The sequence below is a fragment of the Bradyrhizobium sp. WSM3983 genome (assembly GCF_000473045.1).
Taxonomy (GTDB): Bacteria; Pseudomonadota; Alphaproteobacteria; order Rhizobiales; family Xanthobacteraceae; genus Bradyrhizobium.
In genome coordinates this window covers 1-14,460 of record NZ_AXAY01000048.1, presented here as the reverse complement: position 1 = coordinate 14,460, position 14,460 = coordinate 1, and the positions used below count along the sequence as shown (strand labels likewise).

The window sequence follows — 14,460 nt, the reverse complement described above, 5'->3', positions numbered from 1 at the left end:
CAGCTCTCGTGAGCCGAGCCGCAAGGCGTCTCGGCCATCCGGCTTCGATCCTCGCGCATATATAAGGTGTCGCTCGCCGGAGGCACTTGGGCGAAGGCCCCCAAAAAAATTGCAAGGAACTTCGCTATTTCCTGCGCTTGCTACCTCCGGTCTCGCCGACGGGCAGGGGTTCAGACGAGATGAACCCTTTATGAGGGAAGTTGCGTGCGAGCCCGACGCGAATGAGCAGCAGTCTCTCTTTCGAAAATGCTATAGGAAGTTGCGGGCCAGATGGGGCCTATCCTGCGATATTGTATGGTGCCTCATGATCTGGAAAGTGCCGATCGATCTTTTGTCGCTCTATGGCCGGTTTGGCTGCGAAGCGACTCTCTCCCTCAGAGACGCAGCCTCTCAAGAAGCCTTCATTGATGCCGTGCGCGAAAGTCTTGGCACCGCAGTTGACAATGACATCCTCATGCACGGACAGCGCACGGAGAATATGTTCGCTGCGCTTGTTATTAGCCTTGGCCATTACACGTTGTTGAACCGAGAGGATAACGGCACAACGCACCCGTCAGGCGAATTCCAAGCCCCTGATTTTCGCGTCGTCCCAAAGAACGCCGGTCAATGCCTGATCGAGGTGAAGAATTTCTATGATCGCGAGCCTACGCGCCAAGTGTTTGAAATCAAACCCGACTATCTTGCCCGGCTTCAGCGTTATGCAGACGCGGTGGGGTGCCCCCTAAAGCTCGCCATCTATTGGGCGCGCTGGAGCCTTTGGGCGCTTATCAATCCCGCCGACTTGAAATCACAGGATGGCAAACTAACCATCAGCATGATCGAGGCCATGCGCGTGAACCAGATGGCAACGCTCGGCGATCGAACAATCGGTACAGCCCCACCCCTCAAGTTCTGTCTCCATGTCGACAAGACCAAACCGCGCGAAGTCAAAGCAGACGGCGAAGTCGCCTTCACGATAAACCGCGCGGCCTTTTACTCAGGTGACACGGAGATCACTGACCCCGTTGAACAGAACATCGCTTGGATTTTGGCCGATGTCGGGAGTTGGGCTTGTGAAGGGCCTCTCGCCCGGATTGAGGAAGGCCAGTTAGAAGCGCTTGAGCTTATCTGGACGCCGGTAGAGCGGTCCAACCCGAACGAGCGGTTCGAGATGATCGGAACGCTCAGCACGATGTTCTCCCGGTTCTACGCCGCAAAGACCCTGGACGAGCACGGCGTCAAACAAATCGAAGCCGAGGTGGTGCCGGGCTGGCTTTCGCCGCTCGTCGTCTCCGATTTGAAAAGCAAGGCTTTGCCGTTGTGGCGATTCATTCTTCAGCCTCATCGTCCGAAGGAGCCGATCCTTGAGGCCAGCTCCGAACCGGAGTGATCGATTGTCTAGGTGATCTGCGCTGCCTGTTATTGCCTGGGATAATGTTGAGAGGGTCAAAACCATGCGTAAGGTCGTGGATACGAATTTCTTGCAAGACGAGGACTTACGTACATACTTGGCTGCCTCGCGCAAAAACTATGTCGTCGTACCTGACTATGTGGAGATCGAGATAACTGCCGCAGGAAAGGACAACATCGTTAAGTCCACCAGCATTCTCGCGGAGTTTCCCAAGCAAGTCATCGTCGGCAAGCAAACAAACGCCCTAGCAAACTTAAGGGGACGGCGTAAGGGAGCCAAGAAGCGCTTCTCAGACGGCAAGCAGACAAGGACGTTTCGGCGCTGGATGCGCCGTGGCCGAGCGAAGCTAGCGGCAGGAGACCCATCCGAACAAGCGCATTTCGAACGCGTCAGTGCTAGTGCCGCAGCGCATCTCGAAGAGATCAAACGAGGTGCCGATACATTCGCGGCTGACCTTGAAGAAGCTGCGAAGCAATTCACTGAGGAGGAATTGCGCCGCATTCGGAACAAGGAGCCATTCGCAGACGAGATGATCGAAAAACTCCTCGCCCGTATTTTTCATTTTTCCGCTGGATTTTACAAGGCACTCAGCAAGCCACTTCCTCCTTGGGAGGAGCTAATGCACACCTACATCTTTCGCTTCTCTATCTGTGCAACCATGCACGCGTTGCGCTGGATCGCTGTGGGCGGTGCAAAGAAAGTCGGTAAGGACCGCATTCGAAATGACATCGTCGATGCAAGCATCGCGGCTCAAGCGCTTAGTTTTGATGGCTTCCTGAGCAAGGATGCCATGGCGCAAGAAATCTATGAAAATTCCCGCTTTTTGCTGGAGCAGTTCTTAGCGTTTGAGCCGCCCGTGAAATCCGACGCAACATCGGTCCGATAGGCGTGGCTTTAGGCGCGGATCAAGCCCGCGAGGTCGAGAATGCCGTCGATGAACTCTTTCACCGCTGCCTCTTGGGCATCTTTGCCGAGATCGTCCAAACCCAGCCGGGTTTCGAAGCGGTCTTGGTGAATCGGACCGTCGACAGTTTGTTCGATGCCGACATATGTATCTTTAAGGCCGACCCCGCCCAAGATGATAGTAAACGGCGGAGCGATGCCCATTCCCTCGCTATCGTCAGGTTGCTGGATGGCTAAGGCGTGAATGCGAAGTAGATTTATTTAAGCCCTTCCATAGCGAGCCGCAGGGACTTCGGGATGCGCTGCGCCTTTCCGCCTGAGATAAACGCCACGCGTACGCGCGCCATAACTAGGAGATCGTCTCCCCGCCCGCATTCCTGTAGCAACGCAACCGACGCGCCTCTTACCGCTTGCGGGACCGTGACGACATCAAGCAGGTCGTCCAAGACCGCCGGCTTCAGGAAATCGATTGTTATCGAACGGACAACGAAGGCAAATCCGGGCGCGTCGTTCTCTGCTTCTTTGAGCAGTGCTTGTTGACTGGTCCCGAGCAGGCGCAAGTAATTCGTCCTGCCGCGTTCCATGAAGCGCAAAAAATTCGCGTGATAAACAATCTGGCCAGCGTCGGTATCCTCAAAATAGACGCGGACCTGCATATGATGGCGTCCATCGCGAATTTCGCCATCAATAGAGGCTGTCACAGAGATCTCTCTTTTTAGCTTTGCCGCGAATTGTCTCGCATAGCGGCGCCTAACTCAGCAAGGGCCAATAGGTAATCTACGCGATTGAATTTGCTGGCGCGTTGCTTTGGACCTTGCATGTCAGTCGAGCTTTCAGAAGGCCGTTGCGATGGTCGACCAACCCGAAGTCAGCTATGAGCATTTCGCCCGGCTGCTAACGGCATTGCGCGCGCAGGTCGTCAAGGACAAGGACCGGATCCGGGCCGCCCGCCAGATCAACATCTGTCTGTGGGTGCTGTTCGTCTGGGCTCGCGAGATCGACAATCTCGAGGCGCCCTACCGTGCGAGCGAACTGGCGCTGCTCCACACGTGGGATCTGCTGAAGCCATTCATCGGAAAAAAAGGAGCGCAAACGGTCGCCATGGCGTCTGCCATGGACCAAATTGGTGCTGCTGCATACTATCGTCGCCGGGCTTTTCCTGGAACGAAAGATATTGCCGTTCGTCAATCGACGACACGCTCTTTCGTTCGCAGTAAATTCCGCCGAGCCGACCGACGTGAACCTCAAGATGTTCGACACACTGGGTCGCTTGGCGTTGACCGGTCACTGGATGATCTGGTTGGGGCGACGTGGCGGACGAGACCTCAATGATGAGCAGATCGCGGGATTGCGCAAGCACGTAACGAGCGGCTTCAACATGATCGCGAATAATCCGTCGCTGCTCCTGCCATTGAAGGACGATCAGGCGATCGAGCTGGCGCTTTTCCTTTCGCTTGCGACCCAGATGGGCCACGCGCGGGGAGACATTGCCGCGTGGCTATCGGAGATGGTGCACTACCTGAGGGTCGCGGTTGCAAGCCACGGCAGATATCCCGCCGCCTTGACCGACTATCCCGATCTTCTTGCGCATCCGAAAGCCCAAACCGAAGAATACAGAAAAGAAGTCACTTCCGGCAGCACCTTGATTCCCTTGTTGCTCGCCTTCGCCGCCGGACTCGGCGACTTGAAAAGCGTGGCTACGCTGGAGGAGCTCGTCGCGGGACCACTCGCCCACTGTACTCTGCAGTTCTGGCTTCCGGACGAAGAAAGCGAGAAGCATCTCTACCTGAACGAAGACCTCCATGGCGCGGCTGTGGCAGACGTGCCCGTCAGCGCCGGCGGCCAGGATCTGCTCAAAATCCTCGTGGCGGCCTGCGAGAGCGCCGACTCACTCAATTATCTATCCGCCATCCGAGTCGGCTGTTTCCCTCTAGTTTTGACTGCATGCAGGCACTACCGACTACCCGTTCCTCCGCAATACTGGATTTCACTTTTGTCGCCTCCAAAGACGGCAACCGCCTCTGCCGCCTGACGCCGAAACCAGCCCGAAGTTCGTTAAAAAAAGCGTCCATTTGCCCGACCTCGAAGACGACACGCCGTTCACGACCGATCAAGCGCCGCTTCGCCAGCGCAAGATCATCCACGTCGACATGGATGCGTTCTACGCATCCGTCGAGCAACGGGACAATCCGGAGCTTCGTGGCAAGCCTGTCGCCGTCGGTGGATCCCGCGAGCGCGGCGTCGTCGCGGCCGCGAGCTACGAAGCCAGAAAGTTCGGCGTCCGGTCGGCGATGCCGTCGGTGACCGCCAGGCGTCAGTGCCCGGACCTGATCTTCGTCAAACCGAGCCACAAGGATGTGTACCTGACGCGCGAAGAAAAGGCCAAGAACGACCAGTTCACTCCATGTTGCTCCCGCGGCTCCGGCCGGCTCGTGATCGACCTTTAGTCTTCTGCGGAAGGCGGGAGGAGCCAGCGCATTCGAACGTTTGGCTATCCGGATTGACGCGGTCCGGAAAACCAAACTCACCTATTTAGGAGGTTGCTCCCTGGATCTGAACGGACGGCTGAACCGCAACGGATCTGACGAAGATCACGCAGATATAGGATACTGCGTAGGCGAAAGCTCCGGCACCGAGAAGCAGCCACAATATCGGCTGCCAAAGCGGAACGTAGGTGAGGTTTCCGTCGTAGCGATAGGCGGTCTTGAAAACGTCCGGAAGGCCGTTCGCCGGCCAGAAGTGTGACATCAAACCGGTTTCCAGCTTGCAGTTCTCAGGGCAGCTGAAGTTGCCGTCGATCGAGAAATAGAAGTCACCTTGCAGGAAGGTCCCCTCGAGAAGGCCCAAGCCGACCAGAGGCAGCACGACGAACAGTATCAAGGACCAGATCGCGAGCGTGCGAGGTTTATCCGATATCAACCCGAGACCGGATTTGGTGACAACCCGGTCGATCCAGGTCCCATCCGCGTGTCGCCTGGCAAACGCTTTGGCCCACCACAGCGACCAGACGATGAGCGCTGCAACAACGGGAACACCGAGCAATGCGACGGCATGCGGCTTAAGCGAAGCCCAGTCCACCCCCAAGATTTCCAGAATTTTTCCCGCCCCTGACTTCGCACCGCGCGTCAGAAGAAATAGCGCTACAGTTCCCGAGAGCGTAAGGCGCGAAGCCTTTCCCCACTGTTCGCGAAGCAAGTCATCCGGATTTTTTTGATCTGCCATACGCGGTGCTCTCCATCAAAACCCAAGTCGCTTTCTCATCCAACCGTTTTTGCCTGTTATGTCATTGTTCGGGCCAGGCCCATGTACGACATCGTGCGCTATGGTTTCGCCGGCCTTTCTGAGGTCGTTGCTAGGCCCTGGACCGTGTAAGATGTCGTGGATCGCATTCGTGACTATCTTCACGAACTCGTTGTTCTTGCCGAACTCGAGGCCCCCGAAAAGAACCTTCATGTCGGGATCGACCGATGGGCACGCTGCAGCAGTCCGAGCTGCCGCCTTGACGCTGTCGGTCAACGCCTGACGTTGAGCGATGATCTCGGGCGGTAGTTCTGCCGTGTCGACCGAATCCATGTCGAGCTTGGCGGTGACCATATAGCTATTCTTAATAGCTTTCGCGTCGGTTACGTGAACCACATATTCGATCGCTTTGTGTTGCGGACTGACTGTGATGCCTCGATCATCCGGCTTCGGGCTTCTCAGCGTCGCGCGGCGAGGAAGATCGTCCATGACAAGATTTTGTTCGCCCAGTGTCTGGGGGATAGACATGGTCCAGCGAACCCCGACTTTGACCAGCTGCACGTCGGCGCCGAGCACCTTAAGGCCGCCGTCCGTGGTCACGTCGGCCGTTACCGTATCACAGGGCATCGTAGCCCCAAGCGACAGGATCGAATGGCCGCCGACATTTGCGTTTTTCAGTTCGACCGTTCCAGACACGTGCTTTCCAGCGCTTCCTTCCAATTGGAGCGCCGTCCCCATCTTCACCGGCTTTGCCTCCACTTTGATGTGAGCGTGCAAGTTCATGCGCAAATCAGTAGCCAACGCGACGCCTTTCTCGGGCGTCCACTCCGCACTCGGCTCTCCGATCGTCATCGTTGCGTTGATATCCTTTGCAGAGTCTGGCAATTCAACCAAGATGGTGTCGTTGTCTTCGAGATGTCCCGTAGCTCCGGTCGACCGGACCGTGACGGTCCGGTTCGCTTCTGGAAGCGCCTTCAATTTATCAACGAATTCGACCAAAGCTTTGCCGCTCAGGAAGAGAACGAAATCGCTTTCTTGGTCCCAGCTCTTTGTTGCCCTTGCGATGTTCTCTCGCAACGTCGTGACCTGGCTATCGAGCTCCGAAGGCTGGAGATCGGGGACGGTCGGCGGTGTCACGGGCGCCTGACCCGAAGCCGACGTCGCAGCCAAAAGCCATATGCCCGAGCGCAAGAACACCGGCGCGGAAAAAGAGAAGCGCTGCTCTATATCCTTGCCAGGCAAGCTCACATTTAGCGAAACCGTGCCGTCGTGAGCCTTGATGGTCGTGTTATTATTGAACCCAGTATTGAAACCGATACGGTCTTGAAACGGCACCGCGACGGCGAGATGACGATCGAGCGCGATCATCAGACCGGAAGAGATTGCCTCCGAGAGAAAATTACGACCGCGGATGTCGAGAAAACCCCAACTGAAGCGAGGTTCGACCTTGGATACGCCGACGGCGAATTCTGCCGTTGCAGTGGCCTTATCGCCGGATTGAGCCGCGATGCCGCGGAACGAAAGATCGCCTTCCACCCTCAAATCGATCGCCAAGTTGCGCTGCATGCTCGCGACCTTCACGTCGACGACGGCTCCTGAGACGCCAAGTCCAGGTTGAAGGTGCGCATCCTGAACCGTAACGACCAGGTCGCCGAGTTTCGATTTGACCGGACCGATCGTGGTACCGGCGAGTTGCTTGAGCGCCTTGTCGATGACCGCATTCGAAAAGTACACCGCAGCGTCGGCGTCTTGCGGCTGGTGCGTTTGGGCGATCGCTTGGTCGGTCAGCGTCAATGCCGCCCATTCGACCCCTGCTCGCTCGTGGAGAACATAGGCGTGCCGAAAGGTGCCCCAACTAGCGGCGACGCCTACTGTGACGGCGACAAGCAGGACGGCAATAAAGCCACCGGCACGCATGAACCCACTCCCCCGGAATGAACTTCGTGTCACGCTATCGAGCGATAGATGTAAACGTGGTTTGCGACACCGCAAGCATCGGCGCCGGCAAAAAGACCAATGGAGCTTGGGTCGGCCTGGCGGAACCGGACGGCACTATCCGCTAATCGCGCAGGAAAGTCTTGGAAGAGGGCTTCGGCGGCTCTTCTCCGGAAGATAGATCGTGATCGCCGTACCTTCTCCCGGACGCTCGCCGCATCTATGCTGCCGCCGAGCTCCCACGCAAAAGCCTTCCCGAAGCCAGGCCCAAGCCAGCCCCTATCTCGGTTAGTTTCGTCGTGAAATACAGGTCGAAAGCGCTGCCCATGACGGCAGGGCTCGTCCCGACACCCATGTCTGCGACGGTAATCGCGACGTGGGAGCCGACTTGAAATGGCGACTTGTCGATGAGGGTCTCACCTTATCCCGCGCGCCGGCGGACGGTCCGCATCATCTCGGGCGGAAACGGTAGGCGGAGGTGCGCTCTGGGACGGTGTCGACTGTGATGGATACGGACCAAATCCATAGCGACCTGGCGGCCGATCAACTTCCTTCGTAGTCACTCTGACCGAAAGCTCGTTAGTAGCACTGTGGAGTAGGCCCGGCTGCTATAGGGCAAAGGCGCGATCCTTGTCGTATGAAAGCGCGGGAAACTCTGGCTTGCCAATATCGCAACACAGCGCCTTGATTTCATTGGGACGTTGGAGGGCTATAGCGTAAACAAGCGTAGATTTTTCTACCCCCTTCCATGGCGAACCGCAGCGCCTTCGGGATACCGTCCACGGCAATAGAAACAACCGAACGCCCACATCAAGCTAAGCTCATGAGTCACTTTGACGAACTACCGCATCGTGACCGAAATCACGAGATCGAGGACGAGGCGATCGCAGCCTTCCAGATGCGGCTTACCGAAAGTGGCGCTTTCATTCTGCAGGCGCCGGACCGCAAGGACTACGGGACCGACTGCCAGATCGAGGTAATGGCTAATGGGCAGGCCACCAATGCCCGGGTCCACGTCCAACTTAAGGGAACTGAGAGTGCGCTGAACACCGACGGTTCGCTCAGTGTGGAGGTGCGCCGCACTAACCTCAACTACCTGCTTATGCAGCCCTACAGCGTTTACGTCGCCTATCACGCGCCGACAGGCTTCTTACGCATCCGCACGGCGGAAAGTGTTGCGCATCAGTATGAGCATGGCGGGACCAACTGGACCCACCAGCGATCGCTGACGGTCTCTTTCGTTGAAGAGCTGACGGTCGAACGCCTTGGCCGGCTCGCGGAGCTCGCCCGTGCCGGGGCAAAGTCGTCACGCGATCGGCGCGTAGACCAAGTCGGCGTGGCGGCGGCGGACCTGTCCAGTCACGTTCTGAAGTCTCCGCCAGACGTTCACGTTCCCGAGGAGCCGGCGCTGGCGCGCAAGCTGCTTGTGCAACTCTACGAGAAGAACGCAGACGAGGCGATTAGTTCTGGCTTCGCTAAGTTCGCGGCCGTTCTTGGCGCTGGCAGTGACGAGATGGGCATTTGCTACATGTCCGAGATCAACCTCGGCATGGACGGCATGAGTCGCCACCGAGAGCGGATCGAGGAGGCCATCTGCTTTTTTCGGACCAGGCTCGCCGATGATCATCCCCAGCGCGGCGACCTGCACTACACGATCGGAAACGCCTTCCACGCTCTCCGTAATGAGCAGGAAGCAAAGCGCGCCTTCGAAGCCGCGCTCGCCGACTCGGCGCTCGCTGCGTCTCCCGAACTGGCGGCTCAGATCCACAAGAACCTTGGCTCCAGTTACGCGCTGCTCGGTGACCATGAACAGGCGGTGGATCACTACCGCGAAGCTTTACGGTTGAATCCTGACCTTGCGGAGGCTCACAACGCGCTGGGCACCCACTATGTCCGCCTGGGCAAGTACGAGGACGCCTTGCGCCATCTCGACCAGGTCGTCTTCTCGGATCAAAAGCAGGGCCGGACCTCTGCGGTCACCGGTTGGCGCGCCAACGTCCTTTTCAACCTTGGCGACGGCCGTGCAGCGTTTCGCGAAATCAATGGCCTGGTCGCTCAGGCCGATCGCCACCGTTGGATTTGGCCCTGGTGTCGCCGTTTGGTCGCTGGCTTCGGGAGGGCGAGTGTGGACAACGCCCGCCAAGCTGCGCCCTTCTGGCAACGCTATGTAAGGGCGAACCCAGAGGATCCCGCCGCAAGGTGGGAGCTTCTCATGACAACGTTCTATCTGCGCGGCCGAGGGGAGAATATCGGAAAGAGCTACGGCGAGTTCCGCGAGGAATTTGATCGCCACATTGCCCACATCGACTCCGAGAACGCCGCGCTGCCTTGGGATCGTCTGGGCCACTGGGCGCAGGATGACGAGGACTGGGCAGAGGCGGAGCGCTGCTTTCGCAAGGCCTATGATTTGGCGGGCGGTGAATACGGCTATTGCCTGGCGATTGCCCTCAAATCGCTGGAGCGGTTCGATGAGAGCGTGCCGCTGCTGCTGGAGCAAGTCCAGATCGTTCAGCCGGACGCCATGAGCTGGTTTCAGCTGGCTGCGGCTTACGCCAGCCTCGGCAACTGGCGAGAGGCGATCGACGCCTACAAGAGGGCGCTTGCACTCGATCCAGACTATGCCGTAGCGATGTTCGACCTTGGCGGCGCCCACTGGAACAGCGGTGATGCGGCAACGGCAGCGGAGGTTTGGGCGGCCGCGATGGAGCGTTTCCCTGATCACGAACTCAGTGCCAAGCTAAGGTGCGATTTCTCGTTCTTGTTTCGTGATCCAGCTGCCGGCCAACCCGGTGATGGCGCTTGTTAGAAGGGGCAGTCTCGCGGTGGGACCGTTCCCAACTCATGCGCGTCACCATCGCCCGTTCACTCGCATCCAGCCTTCTTGGTGTGGGTCGACAGAAACGACGGCGTGGTCTGTCAGCCCGCGAGTCTCGGCGAAGCGCCTTGCTCGCTCGGCATCCTGCGTCGCGTGGACGAGCTCGCCTGCATCGTCGAAAACGCCGTGACACAGGAAGCCGTCCGGGATTGTTGGGATCGATCGAACCCATGATCCGCTCCGCCATGTTCCAGCCTGAGAAGAAGGTTGCCGTACCGGTCCCGCCGGCGATACCGCTGCTGACCACGCCTATGACGTTGCCGCTCTCGTTGAACACCGGGCCGCCGCTCATGCCGCCCGGCCATTCGGCGGCGAGTCTGATCACCGGCCAGGGGCGGCCGCGTGCGCCGTCCGCCGGCTCCACGTCCGTGATCTCACCGAAGGACCCATACAGGTATTGGGAGATCGGTCGTTCCTCGCGGCCCTCTTCAGCATCGAGGTCCGGGAAGCCGAGTGCGAGCACGCGCTCGCCGCGCACAGGCCGCCACCGCCGCAGATCGAGCGGCCAGTACGGAGTGCCTCGGAGGGTTGCGTTGCAGGGCGGATCCTCAACACGACCAGTTCCGTCAGATTCCGAAGACGCGGCGTCTGGAAAGGCGGGACCTCTACACCGCAGAGGGCATACGATCCAGCCAGTGGTCGCCAAGCGTCCGCGCGTAGTCCGACCAGGCCGAACCCTGTTCCCTCGATCTCGAGCGCTGCGAGCCGCGGACCCGGTCGAAGCATCGTCCCGGTACCGGCTTCGTCAACCTCGAAGATATCCTCCAGGACGTGGAATGCGGTGAGACAGCGGGACCACGGGTCGATGCGAAAGGTCGTGCCGTGGCCGACGGGGCGGTCGTTGGATCGGCTCGGATCGAAGCTGAACAGCGGCAAGACCCTAGCGCGGATCTCTGGGGCCTGCACAAGAAAGAGCCCTCGCTCATCTAGCTCGCCAGCCCCCGGCTCGACCGGGAAGCTCACGTATCGCCTCCGCGCGCATCTGAATGGCTCGGCTGCAACTGGAAACGCCAAAGCGGCAGCGCCTTACTAGCATAGCCAGTCTTGATGGGCGGCTCGAACCATTCCGGCCTGTGCGGCGCCCGAAGCAGAACGATTTGTCCGTCGCGAAGGGTCAACGAGGCTGAAGCCATTGGACGATCAATTCCTCATGTTGTTTGCCGTCCTCCCAGCTCAGGGTCACCCAATTCGTTGATGTTGGATACGAGATCAGGATTCGGCTCGGTCGATATCTTGCACCGATCAAGGAGGGATGCTTGCTCAGATCAGGCGCTTCGAGGAGCAACTCGAAGCGAAAGCCCATAATGTTAATCGCCAAAGCTTTGATTTCGTTACGCTCGTCTGTTAGCGGCTGGAACTGAAAGCGCGGCTTATTTTCCGTCACGTCGCCCGTGTTCATGGTGCAGTACAGCCCTGCCCCGTCAGGCCAATGCCGGGGGTCGTCAAGCATGTCGAGAATTGCCTCATCCCGCGAGAACGCACCCGACAGTCGTTGTCTTCCGCGTGCCAGGTTCCGCGAGACGGCCGCGGCTTTGGCGGTTTTCAAAATCCAGCGTTCGAGGTCATGCCCGGATAGAATGGCGTGTCGCGACCCGGCATCATGTTCGAGATACGATTTAAGCGACGCGAAGAAGTAATGTGCGGAGGCATCGAGCCGGCTAAGCGCGCTGTTGTGCTTGGTACAAAGGCATTTTGCCTGAGGCGGGGCCATTCGTTTCGCCCGCCTCCAGCCACGGAACGCCTGAGATCGAAAACTCACTCTCGCCCATCAATACGCGGCAGACGGAATCCGAAATGATATGCTCGGCCGAGATCGGGGGAACGCATGATCCCAGCTCCTTCATGTAGCATTTTTCGACACGTCCCGTTGCAGGCAGCGCTTTGAGTCCCAGGACAGCGGGCGGCTTGTGCCAGCCCTGCCCGTTGAAGCAACAAAGGCGTGCGGTTTTCCTCGAGCCGCACGGACACGGCCCGGTTAAGACGGCTTCCCTTTTTCGCTTCGCCTTCACCCATGGCTGCAGATTAGAGATCGAAGTGGGATTGGCGCGCTCCGGCAAAGCCAGGGTTTGATTATCGGTTTTCTGCATAGTCAGGCTTAGCAAATTTGCAAATCTATAAACTTGGCTTTGGTTTGAAATATTGCTATAATGCTCAGCATGACTGAGCCTTCTGGCGGAAAGCTAAACTTCCTTGAACATACCCTCCCGGATGGCCTCTTGGTCGATGCCGAGTGGATGACGAAGCATGGCTATTCGACAGGTCTGCGCAGCCAATATGTTTCGGCTGGTTGGCTGGTTCAGCCGACGCGAGGAACTTTCAAGCGTCCGCTTGGCACCCTGACATGGCAGAAGGCTATAATATCGCTTCAGACCCTGCTTGCGCGCCCCCTGATCGTCGGAGGGCGAACCGCGCTCGAACTGCAAGGTTTTTCGCACTACCTCCGGGCTGAAGGGCCGACCGTCGTTTATCTGTACGGTCCCGATGCTCCGCCCGGATGGCTCTTCAAGCTTCCGCTCAAAGAGCGCTTCACATTCCGCAAAAGCACAACGCTCTTCAAAGCCGATCCGGTGACGAAGGGGCTCAAGAACTTCGCCTGGAATGTCCAGAACAATACCGGCGCCGCCGCCGATGAATTCCAGGCAGGCCCATTCAAGCAGATATCGGGCGAGGGCGAATGGCCGCTGATCGTCTCATCGCCCGAGCGTGCGTTGCTTGAACTGCTCGACGAGCTGCCGAATAGCGAGAGCTTCCACCAGGCTGACATGCTTGTTGAGGGCTTGCGCAACCTCAGTCCCCGCAAGCTGCAAAAACTGCTAGACGATTGCCGAAGCGTGAAAGTCAAAAGGTTGTTCTTCTGGTTCGCTGACCGCCACAACCATTCATGGCTGAAGCAGATAGACCGCGACCAGGTCGATCTGGGGAAGGGAAAGCGCATGCTGGTGAAAGGCGGAAGGCTCGATTCGAAATATTTGATCACCGTGCCGGAGGATCTCAGTGCCCCTGTCTGAACGCTATCGGCATCAGGTCGCGCTGCTGATCGAGACCTTGCCATTCGTTGCGGCGGAACGGGATTTTGCCCTCAAAGGCGGCACCGCGATTAATCTGTTCGTGCGTGATATGCCGCGTTTGTCAGTCGATATCGACCTGACCTATCTGCCTGTCGCCGGCCGGACGGAATCACTGGCCGCGATCGATGCGGGCATGAAAAGAATGGCTGTCGCCATTGGCAAGGGAATTCCGGGCGTCAAGGTGAATGAGGTCCTGAACCGCGCGGAAGGCATCGTTACCAAGCTGACACTTCAAAGGGCTGACGCTCAGATCAAGATCGAAGTCATTCCCGTTCTTCGCGGCTGCGTCTTCGATCCCGAAATGCGATCCGTACGTCCGAACGTCGAGGAGACCTTTGGTTTTGCGGAGACACAAGTCGTCTCGTTTTCCGACCTTTACGCAGGAAAAATCGTCGCCGCCCTTGACCGCCAACATCCTCGCGATCTTTTTGACATCCGCGATCTTCTGGCGAATGAGGGCATCAGCGACGACCTGAGGCGCGCTTTTATCGTCTATCTCATCAGCCATGACCGGCCCATTTCCGAAGTTGTGGTGCCGCGGCGAAAGGATATCCGCCAGGAATTCGAGCACGGCTTCGAGGGTATGACCTCAGATCCAGTCTCGCTAAACGAGCTATTGAAGGCCCGGGAGGACTTGATCGCCGAGGTATCTGGAAAGATGCCGAAGAAGCATCGGGAATTTCTGATCGGATTCAAGCTCGGGAAGCCAGATTGGGCTCTGTTGGGCGTCGATGGAGCGGCAGAGCTTCCCGCAGTCCGATGGAAGCAGATCAATCTTGATAAGCTGCGTGCCGCAGATCGCGAAAAGCTCGTGTCTCAGTTGATCGCAGTGCTTAAGTGACTGCATCGTGGTGCATTNGGGNCGTAAGCAGACGGGCATGCAGTAGGGCTGTGGAGTAGGCTCGGTCGCTAAAGGATAAAGCGGGAGCCTTCATCGTATGGGTCGATGGACGATCAGGGCGTGAACGAGGAGCAGATTTTATCTATGCGCTTCCATAGCAAGCCGCAGCGTCTTGGGAATGCGCTGCGCTCTTCCGCCTGCGACAAAC

The 14,460-nt window shown here is 58.2% G+C and carries 13 protein-coding genes and 1 pseudogene; 8 read left to right on the top strand and 6 right to left on the bottom strand.

Features of this window, described 5'->3' with window-relative positions:
* Positions 1-304 precede the first annotated feature (304 nt).
* The gene (locus YUA_RS46380; RefSeq protein WP_156947582.1) at positions 305-1,369 is read left to right on the top strand and encodes a hypothetical protein; all 1,065 of its coding nucleotides are present in this window, start codon (positions 305-307) and stop codon (positions 1,367-1,369) included.
* Positions 1,370-1,433: 64 nt separating this feature from the next.
* On the top strand, positions 1,434-2,276 hold the full coding sequence (locus YUA_RS0138500; protein WP_027535420.1) for a hypothetical protein: 843 nt from the start codon (positions 1,434-1,436) through the stop codon (positions 2,274-2,276).
* 8 nt (positions 2,277-2,284) lie between these two features.
* Here YUA_RS0138500 and YUA_RS0138495 read toward each other — a convergent pair whose 3' ends face one another.
* Positions 2,285-2,497, bottom strand: a complete 213-nt coding sequence (locus YUA_RS0138495) for a hypothetical protein (RefSeq protein WP_027535419.1) — start codon at positions 2,495-2,497, stop codon at positions 2,285-2,287.
* 53 nt (positions 2,498-2,550) lie between these two features.
* Positions 2,551-2,994 carry a YbgC/FadM family acyl-CoA thioesterase gene (locus YUA_RS0138490; protein WP_027535418.1) on the bottom strand — a complete coding sequence of 148 codons (444 nt, stop codon included), beginning with the start codon at positions 2,992-2,994 and terminating at the stop codon, positions 2,551-2,553.
* A gap of 148 nt (positions 2,995-3,142) precedes the next feature.
* Here YUA_RS0138490 and YUA_RS51375 point away from each other — a divergent pair, with 148 nt between their 5' ends.
* The 3 genes and pseudogenes from YUA_RS51375 to YUA_RS46375 all read left to right on the top strand — a co-directional run.
* On the top strand, positions 3,143-3,625 hold the full coding sequence (locus YUA_RS51375) for a hypothetical protein (RefSeq protein WP_198029580.1): 483 nt from the start codon (positions 3,143-3,145) through the stop codon (positions 3,623-3,625).
* A complete protein-coding gene (locus YUA_RS0138480) occupies positions 3,543-4,325 on the top strand; it encodes a hypothetical protein (RefSeq protein WP_198029579.1) in 783 nt (260 codons plus the stop codon). Before YUA_RS51375 ends, YUA_RS0138480 begins: the two co-directional genes overlap by 83 nt.
* 40 nt (positions 4,326-4,365) lie before the next feature.
* Positions 4,366-4,656 (top strand): annotated as a pseudogene (locus YUA_RS46375) (DNA polymerase IV); the annotation flags it as partial.
* Positions 4,657-4,825: 169 nt separating this feature from the next.
* On the opposite strand, the gene YUA_RS0138470 reads toward YUA_RS46375, so the two are convergent.
* Together YUA_RS0138470 and YUA_RS0138465 are read right to left on the bottom strand one after the other, a co-directional pair.
* Entirely contained in the window at positions 4,826-5,515 is a 690-nt protein-coding gene (locus tag YUA_RS0138470) for a hypothetical protein (protein WP_156947578.1), read from the bottom strand.
* A gap of 15 nt (positions 5,516-5,530) precedes the next feature.
* Positions 5,531-7,450, bottom strand: a complete 1,920-nt coding sequence (locus YUA_RS0138465) for a hypothetical protein (protein ID WP_027535414.1) — start codon at positions 7,448-7,450, stop codon at positions 5,531-5,533.
* A gap of 841 nt (positions 7,451-8,291) precedes the next feature.
* Here YUA_RS0138465 and YUA_RS0138460 point away from each other — a divergent pair.
* The gene (locus YUA_RS0138460) at positions 8,292-10,274 is read left to right on the top strand and encodes a tetratricopeptide repeat protein (protein WP_027535413.1); all 1,983 of its coding nucleotides are present in this window, start codon (positions 8,292-8,294) and stop codon (positions 10,272-10,274) included.
* On the opposite strand, the gene YUA_RS52880 is transcribed toward YUA_RS0138460, so the two are convergent.
* A complete protein-coding gene (locus YUA_RS52880; RefSeq protein WP_084293138.1) occupies positions 10,195-10,989 on the bottom strand; it encodes a serine protease in 795 nt (264 codons plus the stop codon). The two genes, YUA_RS0138460 and YUA_RS52880, sit on opposite strands and share 80 nt — an antisense overlap.
* A gap of 468 nt (positions 10,990-11,457) precedes the next feature.
* Positions 11,458-12,054: a hypothetical protein gene (locus tag YUA_RS52185; protein ID WP_245285368.1), complete on the bottom strand. Its 597-nt coding sequence runs from the start codon at positions 12,052-12,054 to the stop codon at positions 11,458-11,460.
* Between the two features lie 445 nt (positions 12,055-12,499).
* On the opposite strand from YUA_RS52185, the gene YUA_RS0138435 reads away from it, so the two are divergent.
* A complete protein-coding gene (locus YUA_RS0138435; protein ID WP_027535410.1) occupies positions 12,500-13,351 on the top strand; it encodes a type IV toxin-antitoxin system AbiEi family antitoxin domain-containing protein in 852 nt (283 codons plus the stop codon).
* Positions 13,338-14,252: a nucleotidyl transferase AbiEii/AbiGii toxin family protein gene (locus tag YUA_RS0138430; protein WP_027532375.1), complete on the top strand. Its 915-nt coding sequence runs from the start codon at positions 13,338-13,340 to the stop codon at positions 14,250-14,252. The genes YUA_RS0138435 and YUA_RS0138430 overlap by 14 nt, the downstream gene beginning before the upstream one ends.
* Positions 14,253-14,460: the final 208 nt, after the last annotated feature.